Genomic DNA, 19,185 nt, shown 5'->3' on the forward strand with positions numbered 1-19,185 from the left:
TTTATTGATTGTGTACTTTTTATACTGAGTTCACCCTAACTTTTTTAGTATCTTCGCTACAGAATAAAATTAAGATAATTATGAGCTTACAAGACAATATAATGACTGCTATGAAGGCGGCAATGAAAGAAAAAGACCAAACAGCTTTAGCAGCTTTAAGAGCTGTTAAAGCAGAAATATTGTTAGCGCAAACAGCTTCTGGATCTAAAGAAGAGTTGACCGAAGAAGCGGAAATAAAAATACTATCTAAGATGGTGAAACAACGCAAAGATAGTGCTGCTATATTTTTAGAACAAGACCGTAAAGATTTAGCAGATCCAGAATTAGCCCAAGTAGACATAATCAGTCAGTTTTTACCTGCTCAACTGTCTGAAGAAAAAATCACTGAAGAAGTTATGAAAGCAATAGCAGCGATAGGTGCTGAGGGAATGAAGGATATGGGAAAAGTTATGGGAATTGTAAGTAAAAAACTTGCAGGTCAGGCAGATGGGAAAACAATCTCGAACATTGTTAAGGCAAAATTATTATAATAAGTAAGATATCTGCTTCTACTGGAAGTAATGGCCTCGTAGTTCAACTGGATAGAATATCAGATTTCGGCTCTGAGGGTTGGAGGTTCGAATCCTCTCGAGGTCACGAATAAATCAAAAGTCCAAATGTGAAATCAAGCTTGCTTGAATTTATAAGTTTGGACTTTTGATTTTCAAGGCGGAACGCATTGAGGAAGTTAAATCCTCTAATATAATATTAAAAGTAAAAAGGATATTTTGCTAATCAAGCTTGTTTGAATTTATAAGTTTGGGTTTTTGATTTTCAAGGCGCAACGCAATGAGGAAATATAATCCTCAAAACAGAGTTAAAAGTTAAATAATAATTACTTTCAATTAAAGCATCACCAAAATAATGATATTGCAATCTAAGCAAGAGATTTTTGAACGCCAATTAATGTCTGATTATGTTATACCTATAGGTGTTGTTTTAATAGCTCTATTTGTAATATTTAGAATAACTAGGGCTATACTATTCTTGTATGCCTCAAGGTTTAGAAAACCTCTTTTTAACCATGTTTATTTTGGATTGAAGCGACTTAATAAGCGTCAGCAAACAATTTTAAAAAATGAATTGTTTTTTTATAATAGATTATCTGATAAAGAAAGGATCTATTTTCAACACCGACTGGCTAAATTGCTCGATAATACAGAGTTTGTTGGTAGAAATCAACTTAAGATTGATGACCATATGAAAATATTGATACTTGGTACTTTGGTAATGATAACTTTTGGTTTTAGAAATTATCGAATAGGTTTGGTAAATAAAATACTTCTATATCCTCAAGCTTTTTACTCAAATACAAATCAAAATTTACATAAAGGAGAGTTTAATCCATCTTATAAGGCGATAGTTCTTTCGTGGGAGGATGTATTGCTAGGATATTCTATTGATAATGATAATTTTAACCTGGCAATACACGAAATTATTCATGCTCTTCATCTGGACTGTCTTAAGAACAAAGGTTTTAGAGCTGCTATTTTTTTAAATGGGTTTACGGATATTGTAAATTTTTTAGAAGGTAATGAAGCTTATAGAAAGCGTCTAATTGAATCAGAATACTTTAGGGACTATGCTTACATAAACCAATATGAGTTTTTATCTGTAATTATAGAAACTTTTATAGAAACACCTAAAGAATTTAGAGGTCAATTCCCTGAATTATACAGCTATGTTAAGACAATGCTTAATTTTAATTTTGCAGGTTATTAATAACTAATAAAGTATTATTTTTAAGCATTAATAGAAATCATTAATATATGAAAAGAATATTGGTAACTGGAGGTGCTGGATTTGTGGGCTCTCACCTATGTGATCGTTTATTAAAAGAAGGTAACGAAGTTATTTGTTTAGATAATTATTTTACTGGCTCAAAACGAAATATTGAGCACCTAATGGACAATCACTATTTTGAGTTAGTTAGGCACGATATTACTAATCCATACATGATTGAGGTTGACGAAATATATAATTTGGCTTGTCCTGCTTCACCAGTGCATTATCAATATAATCCTATAAAAACTGTTAAAACCTCAGTGATGGGAGCGATAAACATGTTAGGTTTGGCTAAACGTGTCGGAGCAAAAATATTGCAGGCGTCTACTAGTGAGGTTTACGGAGATCCTACAGTACACCCTCAACCAGAAAGCTATTGGGGAAACGTTAATCCAATCGGTCTACGTTCTTGCTATGATGAAGGCAAACGTTGTGCAGAAACCTTGTTTATGGACTATCACAACCAGAACAATGTTAAAATTAAAATCATTCGTATTTTTAATACTTATGGTCCTAGAATGCACCCTCAAGATGGAAGAGTAGTTTCAAATTTTATTGTTCAGGCTTTGAAGGGTGATGATATAACTATCTTTGGTGATGGAACCCAAACTAGAAGTTTTCAATATGTAGATGATCTTATCGAGGGAACTCACCGAATGATGAATAGTAGAGATGGATTCATTGGTCCTGTAAACATAGGTAACCCTGTTGAATTCACTATGTTGGAATTGGCGAAAAAAGTGATAGATTTGATAGGGTCGAAATCTAAAATCACCTATCTACCTTTACCTCAAGATGATCCTTTACAACGTCAACCAGACATTAGTTTGGCGAAAAAAGAGTTGGGAGGTTGGGAACCAAAAGTGGAATTAAGTAAAGGTTTGGTAAAGACTATTAAATATTTCGAAGAACTTTTGAATGCTTAATTCGTTATCAAGAATTTAATAAAATAAAAGCCGCTATCAATTGATAGCGGCTTTTATTTTATTAATGCGTATGTTATTAAAGTCTAAATACAGCTTGTAAGTGATATTGAAAATGATTATTATCCAAGCCACTTTCTGCATGATTAAATGCAAATTTCCCTATCACTTGAGCTCTTATTCCAAAATTTCTTGTTCGGTTTACCCAATACATAATACCACCACCTAAGTTAGCGGAAATGTTAGTTTCATCAATTTGAAAAAAACCTAGACCAGCATTTGCATACAAATCTATTTGATCTGAATTTGGGAAGATATATTGTCCGAAGTAATACTTTAAATGCGTATCAAAAGAAATATAATTGTAGTCTTTTTTTAAGTCTGCCCCATCGATCTCATCATCTTCCGTAAAACCATTAAAAGTTATAGATTGTTCTATACCAAATTTTTCACTCCAGTTGAATTCTACGGCAGCTGAGACCGGAAATCTTTTAGCCCAATCACCAGGATGAAATATAGGAGACCGAGATCCTAAACTATTTATAGAATTTAATCCAACACTTAAATACCATTCATCATAATTTCGTTGCGCAAATGATGATAAACTAAGTGTTAATAAAGTTACTATTAAAATTAATTTTTTCATGCTAAAATCATTTTGTTCAAAGTTAAACTTTATGTATTATAAAACAAATATTGGCGCATACTTATTGTAATAAACCGCAAAAATAATCTAAAATTTAGTAAATACGGACTTTAAATGCTTGTAAACACGGATTCTGTCATTAAATATCACTTTTCTATAAGTACTATTTACTATAAATAAGTAAGCACGATTTATTAATATAGGAATTGAATATATTAATTCAATAAACCAATTCCAAAATTTATAAAACTTAATATGTTTTAATTTGAAAAGGTAAAATTTGGCACCAAAGGTAGAACTTGAGTTATGGACAGTTTTGAGGTCATTAAAGAATATGGAAGCGTATTTGTAGTAGTGACGAAATACTTTAGTTTCTTCAATTAGTTTTAAATCTTTGTTGTTATTTTTTAAAGCAATAGTATCATAAATGGATCGAAAACTAATACTATTGTATCTCATACCTTCATCATTTATTTGATAGTTTAGGATATTGTGTTGAAGTAATTGTTTTTGAGTTGGTATGTTAAAAGTTTTAGGTTTTGATTTATTCGCAATCATATTTTTGAATCTAAGCCCATTATAGTTATCAAGCGCAAATAATTCCTTGTGTAGTTCTATGGCACCAATATGGTGCTTCGATATTAATCTGGGAAGGTGTCTATGTTCAAAAAACCGTTCTTTTATTGTAAGCTCTTTGGACACATAATCATTTTGCGTAAGCAATGTGTAAGCAGCGTTTGATTGATTCGGTGACACCAAAATATCAATGTCTCCAATCATTCGTTCGGCATTATCTTTAAAACATCCCAAAAATAATAGAGCTGTTCCTTTTAAGAATACATGCTTAATATTATTTTGGTTAAATAGTTTAGAAATAGACTCAGCCTGATTTAAAATAGCCTCATTTCTATTTCTGTTTATGGATGTAATCTGTTCTAAATAGGTTTTTAATTCATCAGGTAATACATACAAGAGTTGCTTATCGTTTAACCGACAATAAATTGCTGGTAAAACTAAATGTTTGCTCCCTTCAATCACAATGGCATCCCAGTTGAAAGAAGAATGATTAAGTATTTTCTCTAATTGTTTGTTTGAAGATTCAAAACTTAAGATATCTGCAATATGTTGATATGTAATGGCAAGATTGCCCATAAGATGGTTTACTAAAATACTAAGATAGGATAATATTAGCTTTTATTGAGTTGTTTAAACAAGTCTGAAACTTTTTCGGTTACACTTTTAGTATTATTGTAAGTTAATTTATAAGTGTTCACAGTTTCTAGCCAATCTAAAAATTTTATTGCGTGTAAAGGATTGGGTGATAACCATGATTCTGGAATTAACGTTTCTAAAACTGTTTTTATACAGACTTTTTCTAATTGGGTTTTTACCTTATTTTCATAATTAACCAATATTATTGCTTTACATGGGTAGTTGTTTTTTGAAGGTGAATTACATGGCACGTATTTAAGCCTCCCTTTTGTTTTATTAAATTGAACTATTGGTAAATTCTCGAAATTATTAATAATTGGTTGGAGAGTATCAAATGCACCTTCTTTTATTGATATTGCAGAAGGGTTATAATAGATGTTTTTGTTTTCTGAAAGCATAGGCGACACATCGTCTGCCAATAAATCAAAACCGCTAGCATTTAATAATGCACATAGTGTGCTTTTTCCCTTACCCGATTCGCCAATAAATAGAATCGATGTATTTCCATCTGTTATAGTTGAACCATGAAAAGTACTTATCCATTCGTTTTCGTGTTTATGATGTATTGTACATAATAAATGCATAATAAATTTACCTTGTAACAAATGGTAATCTTTTTTAAAAACTTTTATGATTAATTTTTCATCTTTAAAAAATAGCAAATCATCATCCCGAAGATAAATATCAAAAGTAGTTTGAACACAATGGCTTGGTTCTACAGTCAGGTGAGATAAAGCAGGATGGATAATATTTTGTACTAACTCCGAGTCGTAAAAAACCTGAATGGATTTACCTTTAATTGAATATTGCTTTAAAATATTGCGGTTCGTTGTATCAAGTGAAATATTTTTTAATTTGGAAATATCTCTCGGTTGATTAGAATCACTTAGGTAATTAGTAAAGGTTTCTACTAAATCCTCAATGTTTAAATCAACTCCATTATCAGCTAATGTCGTTTTAAATACGTCTAGACTGTAGGCATCTAAATAAACGTCTAAAAGATTTTTGAAAGAAGATTCTACAACACTGTAGCTATTAGATTTAGCAAACCACAATACCCATTTATCACCAAACTGTTTTGTATATGTTGGTGTTAGGCTATTGTTCAAAATAGAAACTAAAAATTAATCGAAGGGATTACCACCTGGATCTGCTGGCGATGACGCTTGCGCTTTTTGCGGATTTAAAATCACAAATGTTCCTACCGCAGTTAGTGCAGCATATTTCCCCATTTTTTTAATGGCTTCTTTACGCGTGATTTTATCTAAGTTGTTTTCTTTCTTCATGGCTCTAGCCGTAAATTTGGTTCAAAAATAGTAAAATAATTTATTTATTACAGTAAAATATGAAAAGGTTTATAATAGTCTAAATAAAACTCCCATTACTATTTACGTAAATTAATCATCTTCGGTTTTTTTTTACACAATCAAAAATATTGAGATGTGCTAACTACAAAAGCATTTTTTTTAAAATTACAATTCTTCTAATTAATAATCACCTTCTGTGACTTCGTTTGAAGGTTATTTGTCAATTGAACAACATACACTCCAGTGCTAAAATCGCTGGTGCTGATAGAATGAGAATTTTCACTTGTTTGTAACTTTGTCTTTAGAACTAATCGTCCTTGTAAATCATAAATATTCACAGCAGTATCCTCTAAGATTTGTCCATTAATTACAAGCGTTTTATGGCTATCGTCAGTGTAGATAGTTAAATTATCAAAAATATTCTCTAATGTTGAAAGCGAAGGATCTATAAATCTTATAGAGAAACGTGAGGCACCATCTAAAGTTGTGCTAGGCGTTATAATAAAATCACTAGTGTTAAGTAATGTACTAGTATTCTCTACATTATCGTCTAAAAATACATTAGTAGTAGATGGTAACGTATTTTCTGACATACTAATTGTAATTTGTTCTCCTTGGACGGCTTTAACACCTAATCGAACTGTTGTATTTCCATAGTCTGTTTCACCAAGAGCTTGAATAGCAAAAGAAAGACCAACACTTTCTTGTACTAGTTGGGTAAAGAGCAATAAGTCCGGTGCATTGAATACTCTTGCATCATAGCCAGGATCTAAGCCTAAAGAAGAAAATTCAGTAAAGTATATATCCGTACTATAGTTACTTGATGATGAGGTTAAATCTAATTTAATGTTATTGATAACTGCATTTTGTCTCCCAAGAATAAAATCATCAGTATCTCCAACAGCCCTCATGTTTGGATTAAAAGTAATAGTACCTCCTCCATCTATTGCAGGTACCATAAAGCCTTGACCTGGGGCAAGCACAGTGTCAGGATTCTGTAAAAGTTGTATTTGATTCCAAATTGTCCAACCATTTTGACTTGCGCCATCGTAACCGTACACAGCGACACCGCTTTGATCTAATTGAGCGGAATTAGTAGCTAAAAATTCAGAAAGTGACATGTAAGATGGGTATGGATTACCCACCAAATTAAATATAGTTCCACCATTTGGTGTTGTAATAGGTTGAGTGATAGTTCCATTTTCTGGTGTGCCAGTAAAGGTATAGGTTCCGCCATCAGTAGAACCAGAACGATAGCCTAATCCTGACTCTATAACAACTGCATCATCAACAGTTTCTTCAAAAAGCACATAATTGCCGGTAATATTATCGAATGGACCAAAGAAGTAGAAAGGCCCTTCACCACCAATTAATCCAGAAAGAATATTGTTGTTTGCTGTTCTAACATCTAGAAAGGTCATTCCAGATAAAGGAGAACTTATTAAATCATTTGCCGTTGTACCTGTTCCTTGACCAGGCGCAAAATTTACGTGTCTGTTGTAATTAACTGTACCTACAATCGTTCCATCAGATATTAAGCTTGAATAAAGCGTAGAACTAGAATTAAGGGTTAGTGCATCTGTTAGAGTAAGAGTCACACCAGAATTGACCTGCAATACACCTCCAGGTTCAACTGTAATAGAATCATAAGTAGTATCTTGACTAATCTCTAACGTAGTACCTGAAGTCACCGTTTCATCTTGGCCATAAGCAAGCCCACTAGAAAAAATGCTTAATGCTAATATTGTAATAAGCGAGTAAACACATTTTGTAACGTAATTTTTTTTCATAATATTCTATTTAAGAATTAACCTCGTAAATTGTCAGGCAAATATAGATTAAGTTAAACAATTTTTTGTTGTTGTTATATTAAAATGTTGTGTTATTCTTGTTTTTTCAGTAAATAAATCACATTTATCTCTATAATAAAACATCTATCGTACTGAAAAACAACAATTTATGATTTATATAGGTTAGTCAAAGGTAATAAAATTTACTAAAAAAGCAATTTAATTAGAGTAAATTTTATAGACTAACTGATTATATCAGAAGCTTTTTTCTTACATTATATTTGTTTTTCACGGATATAAAATAGTTTTGCGATTTAAAGGACTAAAAGTAAGCTTAAATGTTTTATTGTATTTTAGATGTACAATTACATAGAATAATAATACAAAATTTAGTTTTTAAGTTGCATGGTTTTAAGGATTTAAATAGAATTAACAGGCAGATTATAAAAGAGTTATGGGTCAGAATATGATTAAAAGTAATCCTAAAACCGGAAGGGTAGACAGTGAGAAACTTCATAGGCATTCATAATTTTAGTAAAAGTTTACTCGTTTGTCAAGTTCTTAGAAGTTTAATATTGCAATCTTAATAGAAGCATAGCTTAATAAAAAAGGTGTTTCTAACTTATAATATATGATGATAATATTAGAAATGGTATTAATAAAGATCTTATCTTAGTTCAAGATTATCTTTTGAGTCTTATTATGAGAAGTATTTTTCAATTCAACCACATAAAATCCATAACTTAGCTGACTTACATCAATAGATTGAGATTTATTAGACTTTAATAGTTTCACTTTTTTTACGTTTCTACCTTGTAGGTCATAGACGTTAATCACTGTAGGTTCTAATAATTGACCAGAAATAATAATTTTCTTACTATTGTGATTTGTATAAATACTTAAATCACTTAAAGTATTATCTGTTTTAGATAGAGCATTATCTGTAAGGTGCAGATAGAAGCGACCAGTACCATTTAAATTAGTGTTTGGAGTTAATGTATAATCTCCAGCGTTTAATGGTGTAAACGTATTAGTAATATTATCCTCTAAATATAATTGCACTGTATTCGGCAATGAATTTTTATTAATACTAAAAGTGAGCTGCTGGTCTTTACTGGCATTTACACCCAGAGGTATTGAGATATTTTCATAATCTGTAAGATTTAAAGATTGAATTGCTATTTCGTTTCCATTATTGTTTTCAACTAGATTAGAGTATATCGAAAAAGTAGGTGCTGTATCACCAAAAATATTTGCGTCGTAACCAATATCTAGCCCTCGACTGGAGCTCGGATTAAAATAAAGATATGTAGAGTAAGTTTTGGTGTCATTGGTCAATGACAGGCTAATATGATAAGAAGTCGTCATATTTGATGGACGACCTTCAATAAAATCATCAGAGTTTCCCGTAGTGCGCATGGTAGGATTGAAAGTTATAGTTCCGCCTCCTAATTTTGAGGCCACCAAAAAACCTTGTCCTGGTGTAACTATAGCGCTAGGATTGGCATCTGAATAGGCCTTATTCCATATAGTCCATCCGTCACTTGTATCGCCATCATAACCATATATTCCTGCTCTAGACGGATCAAATTGCATAATATTAATATCCAGAAATTCAGATAATTTTATATAACTAGGGTAAGGATTACCTATTAAATTCCATTCTTTGAATGCTATACCAGAATAACTAATAGGTTTTAAAATCATACCAGTATTTACTGCACCAGTAAATGTAAATGTGTCGCCATCTGTTGATGCCGCTCTGTAACCAGTTCCAGCATCTAATACTGCTGTTTCTGTATTAGAATAGACGACATACGTTCCAGTGGCTTTATCAAAAGGACCAAATAAATATAAAGTATTGTTGCTATTGCTTACAATATTAGAGTTGTTGGTTAAAAAACTATTGAATGCTTCTCCAGAAACTGGTGGTGCAATTAAATCATTTGCGTCCTCTTCTCCAACAGCTGCTGTAATGTTAACGTGTCTTTTATATTTCACATTACCAGATACACTTCCCTTTACAATAAGACTTGAGTATTCATTTGAGTTAGAATTTAGCTCTAATGCACCATCTACTATTAAATCTTCATTCACATGAAGATCAATACCTTCACTTATCAAAAGAGTACCATCTGTCATTACCTCTAAACGATTGATCTGGGTATCTGAATTAATAGTATACGATCCATTTGATATAATGGCGTTATCCGCACCAGTTGTATTATTTGGCGCATTGGGTGTCCATGTAGTACCATCATAAAATAATCCGCTATATGTAACTGAGCCCTCAAGGGTTATTCCTGTATTTGCCAATCCTATTTGGGTATTTAATCCTCCGTCAATACCAAAACGACTTGAATTTGAATTAGACGAATTATAGCCAAACAATCTAAATGTTATAGTTCCTCCCATTGTGGAGGTGAGTGTTGTAGGTATAGTTAAGATACCACTGCTATTTTGACTTATTGAAACGATATATATTGTGGCGGTAAAATTATCAAGGCTTGTTTTTAATTCTAATGTTTCAGGTGCTTTATTACCAGCATTGTAGGATATATTTATAGCAGTTATATTGGCTGTGAAATCTGGCGTTGCTGTGAGGCTCCATTCAAAATAATCATTAAGATCTAAAACTGATGCATTGGTCCATTTTTGATATTCAAAATATGAGGTAGATTTATCAGTCAATCCAGAACCAGCAGTTAGCGCGGTTGCAGAGATACCAGTTATTGTTGTTGCAGTTGGTACTGGTGTGCCAGAGTACGCTGCAATGACCTGACCATTTGAAATGTGGAAGGTAAGAAAGAAAAATAGAGGGCTTAAATATTTCATGGTTTAACAATTTACTTGCAATTACTTATATGTAGTCAAAAAACAATAACAATTATCGCGCCCTGTAGATAAAACACGAATCTTGTTATTTTGTTGCAAGAAATTAATTAATCCAACACAAAAATACGTAAAAAAAGTAAACTTTTAAAGTACACTTGTTTATCCAAATTCACATTCAAAATTTCTTATTAAAAGGTGTATTAAAAATCAATTTTTTTAAGTGAATTATGCAGATGAGTGGAATTTTTTTAGAGGTTTTTTTTCACATATTTATTTGAGCTTTTCGATGCGTTTCTTTTAGTCTATGAAATTACTAGACTAAATCTTGTTCAGTTCATTCATTTTGTTCTAGATTTGCAAAAAAAATTATCGTTGATAATTGCAGACCCATAGTGCATGTTTAAAACTTTTATAATTATTTAAGAGTGAGATTTAGTAAACGCCATTTAGCCAAAACTGTAACATGGAGGATAATAGGGACATTAGACACATTATTATTATCATGGTTGATATCTAGTAATATCACCTTTGCATTACAAATTGGTTTTTTTGAATTGATCACTAAAATGATATTTTATTATATGCATGAAAGAATATGGTTTAAATCCTCCATTAAATCATCAGACAAACGACATGTCTTAAAGACTTTTTCATGGCGGGCACTCGGTACTTTAGATACTATATTATTGGGATGGATTATTACGGGTAACCCTTTAACCGGTGTAAAAATTGGTGTAGCTGAAGTTATTACTAAAATGCTATTATATTATGGGCATGAAAAACTATGGTATAAAATTGATTATGGTTTAGATCAACGTAATAGTAAAGAGTAATCAGGTATACAAAAAAAACAAGTTAACTATGAGCTTAAATACTGTGAGGCATAATTATAAAATAAATAAAGAGGATCGTGAGAAACTAAATGACCATCGTTCCTTTTTGTTATGGTTTACGGGTTTGTCTGGTTCTGGAAAATCTACTCTGGCTAATTTAGTTGAAGTAGAGCTTCACAATAAAGGGATTCTAACTTTTAGCTTAGATGGAGATAATATTAGACAAGGTATCAATAGGGACCTTAGTTTTGATCCAGAAGATCGTACTGAAAATATTAGGAGAATCGCTGAAATTGCAAATTTAATGATCGATGCTGGTGTGGTCACCTTAGCAGCTTTTGTTTCACCTTATTTAAAGGATAGAGATATTATAAAAAATATAGTTGGTGCAGAAAATTTTATAGAAGTATATGTAAATACGTCTTTAGAAGAATGTGAGAGAAGGGATGTCAAAGGATTATATAAAAAAGCTAGAGCGGGAGAAATTAAAGATATGACAGGTGTTTCTGCACCTTATGAAGCGCCAGTTAATCCTGATATAGAAATCGTAACGGACAAGCAAAAAATAGAAGTTTCCGTTAAAACTATTTTAGACTTTATTATTCAAAAATTAAAATAAAATATGAGTAATTACGTAATTAATCATTTAAAAGAATTAGAATCTGAGGCTATTTTTGTAATACGAGAGATTGCAGTACAATTTGAAAACCCAGTACTATTATTTTCTGGTGGCAAAGATTCTATATTGCTTACACACTTGGCAAAAAAAGCATTTTTTCCTGCAAAAATCCCATTTCCTCTAATTCATATAGATACTGGTCATAATTTTCCAGAGACTATTGCATTTAGGGATGATTTGGTTGAGAGGCTAGGTGTTAAACTCATAGTGGGTTCGGTGCAAGAGGCTATTGATAAAGGAAGAGTAAAAGAAGAAACAGGAGCAGATGCTTCTCGTAACTCACTACAAATAGTATCTCTTTTAGATACACTCGAAGATTATAAAGTTGATGCAGCCATGGGTGGAGCACGAAGAGATGAAGAAAAGGCGCGTGCTAAAGAGCGTTTCTTTTCTCATAGGGATGAATTTGGGCAATGGGATCCAAAAAATCAAAGACCAGAGCTCTGGAACTTGTTTAATGGACGTAAAAATTACGGAGAACATTTTAGAGTGTTTCCAATTTCCAACTGGACAGAAATGGACGTTTGGGAATATATAAAACTAGAGAATATCGATTTACCATCACTCTACTTTTCTCACCAACGTGATTGTGTTATTAGGGACGGAGTGATATTAGCAAATTCTGAGTTTATAAAATTGAAAGAAGGAGAAAAAGTTGTTAATATGACGATTCGCTATCGCACTTGTGGTGATATGCCAATAACTGGAGCTGTTGAATCTGAAGCCGATACTTTAGAAAAGATTATTGAAGATATTGCTACAACTCGCACTACTGAACGTGGTGGACGTGCCGATGACAAGCGTGCTGAAACAGCAATGGAAGATCGTAAAAAACAAGGTTATTTTTAAAATTAGTAAATTAAAAATGGATTATCAAGATATAGAATTATTACGTTTTACAACAGCTGGAAGTGTTGATGATGGTAAAAGTACATTGATTGGACGTTTATTGTATGATAGTAAATCAATTTTTCAAGATCAATTAGATGCTGTAGAACAATCGAGCAAATCTAAAGGTTTTGATTATGTAGATTTATCACTACTAACTGATGGGTTAAAATCTGAGCGTGAACAAGGTATTACAATTGATGTTGCTTATCGTTATTTTGCAACACCAAAGCGTAAATTCATAATTGCAGATACGCCAGGTCATATACAATATACGCGTAATATGGTTACTGGAGCATCTACAGCTAATTTAGCTATTATACTTATTGACGCACGTAAGGGTATGTTAGAGCAAACATATCGCCATGCATTTATTGCATCATTATTACGCATTCCACATGCTATTGTTTGTGTCAATAAAATGGACTTGGTAGATTACAGTGAAGAAGTTTATGATAACATAGTTTCCGACTTCACAGCTTTTTCAGCTAAATTAGGAATAAAGGACATACAATTTATACCAATTTCAGCTTTAAACGGTGATAATGTCGTCAATCGATCTGAAAACATGGGTTGGTACCAAGGAAGTACTTTAATGTATCATTTAGAAACAGTACATATTTCTAGTGATCATAACCTTATTGATTGCCGTTTTCCTATCCAATCTGTAATTCGTCCTCATACATTAGATAATCAAGATTACAGGGGTTTTGCAGGTCGTATTGATGGAGGAGTATTTAAACCAGGGGATAAAGTAAAATCATTACCATCGGGATTTGTGTCTACCATTAAAACAATTGAACTAAATGGTGAACAAATACAAGAAGCATTTGCGCCTATGTCAGTAACCTTGACTTTAGAGGACGAAATTGACAATAGTCGTGGCGATATGATTGTACGCGAAAACAATGTTCCAGAAATTGGTCAGGATTTGGAGGTTTTAGTTACATGGATGAGTACTAAGCCAATTCAAACTCGCACTAAAGTAGTTATTAAACATACTACGAATGAAAGCATTGGTATGGTAAAGGAAATAAAATATAAAATAGATATTAATACACTGCATCGTATTGAGAATGTAGATATGATAGAAATGAACGATATAGCACGCATGTCAATCAGAACAGCGAAACCAATATTTTATGATGCTTATAAAAGAAATCGTCAAACAGGAAGTATTATTATCATAGACGAACAAACCAATGAAACAATTGGTGCTGGTATGATTATTTAATTCTATTGCATGAATAAAAACTTGAAAACGGCAATAACCGCAGTTTTAGAAGCTGGGAAAGTTATTTTAGATATATACCATTCTGATGATTTTGAGATTGAGTTGAAAGGAGATGACTCACCTTTAACTGAAGCAGACTTGGCTTCTCATAATGTGATTATTTCTTATTTGAGTAAAACTAATATTCCTGTTCTTTCTGAAGAGGGTAAATCTATACCATATAATGAGCGTAAAGATTGGAATCAATTGTGGATTGTAGATCCTATTGATGGTACTAAAGAGTTTATTAAGCGCAATGGGGAATTTACAGTAAATATAGCCTTAGTAGAGAATCAAAAAACAGTACTTGGTGTAATCTATGTGCCTGTTCTAGGGGATTTGTATTTTTCTACAAAAGATTTGGGCTCATATAAAGTATCAATAAATCTAGAAGACTATAATTTAAATACTGTGTTAAGTGAATCAAATAAATTGCCCTTAGAACGAGAAGATAAAGTCTTTACAGTTGTGGCAAGTCGTTCTCATATGTCAGCAGAAACTGTGACTTTTGTAAATGAAATGCGTCAAAAGTATGGTGATGTTAATTTAATATCTAAAGGAAGTTCTTTAAAACTATGCATGGTTGCAGAAGGAAAAGCAGATTGCTACCCTAGATTTGCACCTACTATGGAATGGGATACTGCAGCTGGTCAAGCTATATGTGAGCACGCAGGTTTTGAGGTTATTGATTGGGATACAAAAAAAAGAATCCTTTATAATAGGGAAGATTTGCTAAATAGTTGGTTTTTGGTAAGGAAATAATGTTTAAAAAAACTTTTTTTTTAATTAAATGCTTTTGATTTAGAGGGTCTTCATATTTATTTTAGATTTGCAAACTGTTAGAGAGTAAGATTAATAACGAATTATTTTATAGATTTTATGGCTAAAGTTGCATTTATAACTGGAGTTACAGGGCAAGATGGTGCATACCTGAGTGAGTTTTTGTTGAAAAAAGGTTATGTTGTACATGGTTTAAAGCGACGCTCATCGTTATTTAACACAGATAGAATTGATCATTTGTATCAAGATCCTCATGTAGATCATCAAAATTTCTATTTGCACTATGGAGATATGACGGATAGTACAAATCTAATTCGTCTAATTAAAGAAATTCAACCAGACGAAATATATAACTTAGCAGCAATGAGTCATGTTGCAGTATCTTTTGAAATACCTGAATACACAGGTAATGCAGACGGATTAGGCACATTAAGAATTTTGGATGCTGTGAGATTATTAGGACTAGAAAATAAAACTAGGATTTATCAAGCCTCAACATCAGAGCTTTATGGTAAAGTACAAGAAGTGCCACAATCTGAAACCACGCCATTTTATCCAAGATCACCTTATGCCGTTGCAAAAATGTATGCGTATTGGATTACTGTTAATTATCGTGAAGCTTACAACATGTATGCTTGTAATGGTATTTTATTTAATCACGAATCTCCAATAAGGGGAGAAACTTTTGTTACTCGTAAGATTACACGAGCCGTTTCTAGAATAGCCCTAGGGCTTCAAGATAAGTTTTATTTAGGAAATTTAGATGCTCAGAGAGATTGGGGACATGCAAAAGATTATGTTCGTATGATGTGGATGATATTGCAAGCTGATGAAGCTGAAGACTGGGTTATTGCTACTGGTAAGACGACCAAGATTCGTGATTTTGTGAGAATGAGTTTTGCTGAGGTCGGTGTTGAATTGGAATTTAGAGGGAAAGGCGAAAATGAAAAGGCATATATTGTAAGTTGTAAAAATCCTGATTATAAATTAAAAATTGGAAAAGAGGTACTGTCAGTAGATTCAAGATATTTTAGACCTACTGAAGTTGATTTACTAATAGGAGATGCAAGTAAGGCTAAAGAGAAACTAGGCTGGGAATGCAAATATGACTTGAATGACTTAGTCAAAGATATGATGCGTAGTGATATAAAACTTATGGAACAGCAGCAGTTTTTAGATGAAGGTGGTTATAAAACAATGAATTATTTTGAGTAGAATTAATATAGGTTCTAAGATATACATAGCTGGCCATCGCGGTATGGTAGGTTCTGCTACTTGGAGTGCTCTAAAAGCAAAAGGCTATAATAATCTTATTGGTAGAACTAGTGCTGAACTTGATTTAAGAAATCAGCAATCAGTAGTTGATTTTATTAACATAGAAAAACCTAATGTTATAATAGATGCTGCAGCTCGAGTAGGAGGAATTTTAGCTAATAATGAGAATCCATATCCATTTTTAATGGAAAACCTTCAGATTCAAAATAACTTGATTGATTCAGCTCATAAAGCAGGTACACAAAAATTTATTTTTTTAGGTAGCTCATGTATTTACCCAAAATTTGCACCACAGCCCTTAAGAGAGGAATATTTACTAACAGATAGTTTAGAACCTACAAATGAGTGGTATGCCATTGCTAAAATTGCTGGTGTTAAAGCTTGTCAGGCTATTAGAAAACAATATGGTAAAGATTTTGTAAGCTTAATGCCCACGAATTTATATGGATCTAATGATAACTTTGATTTAAAAAGTTCGCATGTTTTACCTGCAATGATAAGGAAGTTCCATGAGGCTAAAGAAAACAATAATGCATCTGTGGAGCTTTGGGGAAGCGGTAAACCAATGCGGGAGTTTTTATATGTAGACGATTTAGCCCAAGCAGTGCTATTTGCAGTAGAAAATGTATTACCAGAATATTTGTACAATGTGGGTACTGGCAAAGATGTTACCATTAAAGAATTAGCTCAAACTATACAAACTATTGTAGGTCATACAGGAGAAATTTTATGGGACAGTTCTAAACCAGATGGTACTCCTCGTAAACTGATGGATAGTTCGAAGTTAAGAGGTGTAGGCTGGGAACCAAAAATAAATTTAAAAAGTGGAATTAATAAAGCATATAATTGGTTCCTAGAAAATAATAATTTTAAAGATTAAACTATGAAAGAAATAAAGCCTCCTTATGTTATAGCTGAGATAGGTTGCAATCATAAAGGTGATATTAATATTGCAAAGGAGTTGATTAAAATGGCTAAGATATTTTGCAATGTCGATGCCGTTAAGCTTCAAAAAAGAAACAACAGAGAATTATTAACTGAAGAACAGTATAATGCACCTCACCCTAATCCTGTTAACTCCTATGGAGACACATATGGTGCTCACAGAGAGTTTTTAGAGTTTGACGTTGATCAAAACAGAGAACTTATGAATTACTGTAATGAATTAGGAATAACTTTTTCTACATCTGTTTGGGATTTGACATCTGCAAAAGAAATGACGAGTTTAAATCCTGTTTTCTTAAAAATTCCATCTGCGTGTAATAATAATTATGAAATGTTAGAATGGTTAGCATTGAATTATAAAGGTGAGATACACGTCTCAACAGGCATGACGTATTTAGATGAAATTGAACAAATAGTATCGCTTTTTGAAAAGCATAATAGAGCAAAAGATGTCATTATTTATAACTGTACATCTGGTTATCCAGTGCCCTTCAAAGATGTTTGTTTATTGGAAATATTAAAACTTAAAGAAAAATACGAAAGGAGAGTTAAGGCTATTGGTTTTTCTGGTCATCATCTGGGAATTGCAGTAGACATCGCAGCTTTTACATTGGGAGCTTCATATATTGAAAGACATTATACTCTAGATAGAACATGGAAAGGAACTGATCATTCTGCATCCTTAGAGCCAGATGGAATGAGAAAATTAGTAAGAGACTTAAAAGCAGCTCATGAAGCTCTGTCATATAAAGAGTCAGAGATACTTGATATAGAAAAAGTTCAGAGAGAGAAACTCAAAAATAAAAAGTAGATTTAGATGAATATTGCTTTTATCCCAGTTAGAGGCGGAAGTAAAGGTATACCTGGAAAAAACATAAAATCTTTTCTAGGTAGACCGCTTATTTATTGGGTAATATCTGAGTTGCAAAACACTGATTTAATTGACAAAATTATTTTAGCAACAGATTCTAATGATATAAAAAATACGGCAATTTCTTTTGGATTTAGTAAGGTTGAAGTTTATGATAGAAACGTCAATAATGCTCAAGACCACTCTTCAACAGAAAGTGTGATGATTGAGTTTATTGAGTCTGAAAATCTTCGAAGAAAAGATTGTTTTATGCTAGTTCAAGCAACTTCACCTTTAACTACAAGAGCTGATTTTACTCAAGCTTTGCAGTTATTTGAAGAAAATCGATATGATTCTGTATTATCTTGTGCTCGAGTAAAACGTTTTTTTTGGAATGAATCTGGTAGGCCAGAAAATTATGATTTTAAATTACGTCCTAGACGTCAGGATTTTAAGGGATCATTACTAGAGAATGGAGCTTTATATATTAATACTGTAGGAAATATTATTGATAATCAAAATCGTCTATCTGGTAAGATTGGTATTTATGAAATGCCTGAATATACAGCGGTTGAGATTGATGAAGAAGAAGATTGGCTTATTGCAGAATCATTGATGCGTAAGCACGTTCTAAATAAGATATCAAAAAGGGTAAAAATAAAGTTATTTGTATCTGATGTTGATGGTGTTTTAACAGATGCAGGAATGTATTATACTGAATCAGGTGATGAGCTCAAAAAATTTAATACTCATGACGGTATGGCTTTCCAAATACTAAGAGAGAATGGTGTAAAGACGGGAATAGTCACTTCAGAGGATACCAATATTGTGAGCAAAAGGGCTTCAAAACTTAAAGTAGATTACCTCTATCAAGGAAAAAAACATAATGGAAAATTATCTGTTGTAAAGGAGATTTGCGAAAAAGAAGGAATTTCTTTAGACGAAGTTGCGTACATTGGTGATGATGTTAATTGTTTTGAGTTGTTATCTTCAGTTGGTTATGCAGCTTGTCCTGCAAATGCGGTTGAAAAAATTAAAAGTATTCCTCACATCATTAAGTTAGGTAAAAATGGTGGACAAGGGGTTGTTAGAGAGTTCATTACTTTTTTAGGGTACTAATTCAGG

General features: G+C 32.3%; 18 protein-coding genes and 1 tRNA gene. 13 read left to right on the top strand and 6 right to left on the bottom strand.

The genetic code is table 11. The annotated features are described in order from the left end of the window. Window positions 1–80 precede the first annotated feature (80 nt). From SJY34_RS14200 to SJY34_RS14215, 4 genes are all read left to right on the top strand, one after another. A complete protein-coding gene (locus tag SJY34_RS14200) occupies window positions 81–530 on the top strand; it encodes a GatB/YqeY domain-containing protein (protein ID WP_400076740.1) in 450 nt (149 codons plus the stop codon). A 32-nt stretch (window positions 531–562) separates the two neighbouring features. Further along, window positions 563–636 (top strand) — tRNA-Arg (locus SJY34_RS14205). Window positions 637–903: 267 nt separating this feature from the next. Beyond that, window positions 904–1,761: a zinc-dependent peptidase gene (locus tag SJY34_RS14210; protein ID WP_400076742.1), complete on the top strand. Its 858-nt coding sequence runs from the start codon at window positions 904–906 to the stop codon at window positions 1,759–1,761. 47 nt (window positions 1,762–1,808) lie between these two features. Further along, entirely contained in the window at window positions 1,809–2,750 is a 942-nt protein-coding gene (locus SJY34_RS14215; protein ID WP_400076744.1) for a UDP-glucuronic acid decarboxylase family protein, read from the top strand. A 76-nt stretch (window positions 2,751–2,826) separates the two neighbouring features. On the opposite strand, the gene SJY34_RS14220 is transcribed toward SJY34_RS14215, so the two are convergent. The 6 genes from SJY34_RS14220 to SJY34_RS14245 form a co-directional block, all read right to left on the bottom strand. Next, entirely contained in the window at window positions 2,827–3,393 is a 567-nt protein-coding gene (locus tag SJY34_RS14220) for an outer membrane beta-barrel protein (protein ID WP_400076746.1), read from the bottom strand. 87 nt (window positions 3,394–3,480) lie between these two features. Further along, entirely contained in the window at window positions 3,481–4,545 is a 1,065-nt protein-coding gene (locus tag SJY34_RS14225) for a nucleotidyltransferase family protein (RefSeq protein ID WP_400076747.1), read from the bottom strand. 35 nt (window positions 4,546–4,580) lie between these two features. Beyond that, on the bottom strand, window positions 4,581–5,714 hold the full coding sequence (locus SJY34_RS14230) for a hypothetical protein (RefSeq protein ID WP_400076749.1): 1,134 nt from the start codon (window positions 5,712–5,714) through the stop codon (window positions 4,581–4,583). A 15-nt stretch (window positions 5,715–5,729) separates the two neighbouring features. Further along, window positions 5,730–5,891, bottom strand: a complete 162-nt coding sequence (locus SJY34_RS14235; protein ID WP_400076750.1) for a hypothetical protein — start codon at window positions 5,889–5,891, stop codon at window positions 5,730–5,732. Window positions 5,892–6,088: 197 nt separating this feature from the next. Beyond that, entirely contained in the window at window positions 6,089–7,702 is a 1,614-nt protein-coding gene (locus SJY34_RS14240) for a T9SS type A sorting domain-containing protein (RefSeq protein ID WP_400076752.1), read from the bottom strand. Window positions 7,703–8,374: 672 nt separating this feature from the next. Beyond that, window positions 8,375–10,537, bottom strand: coding sequence for a T9SS type A sorting domain-containing protein (locus SJY34_RS14245; protein WP_400076754.1), 2,163 nt, complete (start codon window positions 10,535–10,537; stop codon window positions 8,375–8,377). A 425-nt stretch (window positions 10,538–10,962) separates the two neighbouring features. Between SJY34_RS14245 and SJY34_RS14250 the strand changes: the two genes are divergently transcribed. The 9 genes from SJY34_RS14250 to SJY34_RS14290 all read left to right on the top strand — a co-directional run bounded on the left by SJY34_RS14250 (window position 10,963) and on the right by SJY34_RS14290 (window position 19,179). Then, window positions 10,963–11,370 (top strand): DUF2061 domain-containing protein, encoded by a 408-nt coding sequence (locus SJY34_RS14250; RefSeq protein ID WP_400076756.1) that lies wholly within the window; start codon window positions 10,963–10,965, stop codon window positions 11,368–11,370. A gap of 28 nt (window positions 11,371–11,398) precedes the next feature. Further along, window positions 11,399–11,989, top strand: coding sequence for an adenylyl-sulfate kinase (cysC, locus tag SJY34_RS14255; RefSeq protein ID WP_400076758.1), 591 nt, complete (start codon window positions 11,399–11,401; stop codon window positions 11,987–11,989). Window positions 11,990–11,992: 3 nt separating this feature from the next. Beyond that, a complete protein-coding gene (gene cysD, locus SJY34_RS14260; protein WP_400076760.1) occupies window positions 11,993–12,898 on the top strand; it encodes a sulfate adenylyltransferase subunit CysD in 906 nt (301 codons plus the stop codon). A gap of 16 nt (window positions 12,899–12,914) precedes the next feature. Further along, window positions 12,915–14,171 (top strand): sulfate adenylyltransferase subunit 1, encoded by a 1,257-nt coding sequence (locus tag SJY34_RS14265; protein WP_400076762.1) that lies wholly within the window; start codon window positions 12,915–12,917, stop codon window positions 14,169–14,171. 9 nt (window positions 14,172–14,180) lie between these two features. Further along, window positions 14,181–14,972 carry a 3'(2'),5'-bisphosphate nucleotidase CysQ gene (gene cysQ, locus SJY34_RS14270; RefSeq protein WP_400076764.1) on the top strand — a complete coding sequence of 264 codons (792 nt, stop codon included), beginning with the start codon at window positions 14,181–14,183 and terminating at the stop codon, window positions 14,970–14,972. 117 nt (window positions 14,973–15,089) lie between these two features. Continuing rightward, window positions 15,090–16,205 (top strand): GDP-mannose 4,6-dehydratase, encoded by a 1,116-nt coding sequence (gmd, locus tag SJY34_RS14275; RefSeq protein ID WP_400076765.1) that lies wholly within the window; start codon window positions 15,090–15,092, stop codon window positions 16,203–16,205. A gap of 1 nt (window position 16,206) precedes the next feature. Next, the gene (locus SJY34_RS14280) at window positions 16,207–17,145 is read left to right on the top strand and encodes a GDP-L-fucose synthase family protein (RefSeq protein ID WP_400081408.1); all 939 of its coding nucleotides are present in this window, start codon (window positions 16,207–16,209) and stop codon (window positions 17,143–17,145) included. Between the two features lie 3 nt (window positions 17,146–17,148). Beyond that, window positions 17,149–18,021 (top strand): N-acetylneuraminate synthase family protein, encoded by an 873-nt coding sequence (locus SJY34_RS14285; protein WP_400076767.1) that lies wholly within the window; start codon window positions 17,149–17,151, stop codon window positions 18,019–18,021. A gap of 6 nt (window positions 18,022–18,027) precedes the next feature. After that, complete coding sequence (locus SJY34_RS14290; RefSeq protein WP_400076768.1) at window positions 18,028–19,179, top strand: cytidylyltransferase domain-containing protein; 1,152 nt, start codon at window positions 18,028–18,030, stop codon at window positions 19,177–19,179. Window positions 19,180–19,185 lie beyond the last annotated feature (6 nt).

This window comes from Winogradskyella sp. R77965, assembly GCF_044594915.1.
In the GTDB taxonomy this organism is placed as follows: Bacteria; Bacteroidota; Bacteroidia; order Flavobacteriales; family Flavobacteriaceae; genus Winogradskyella.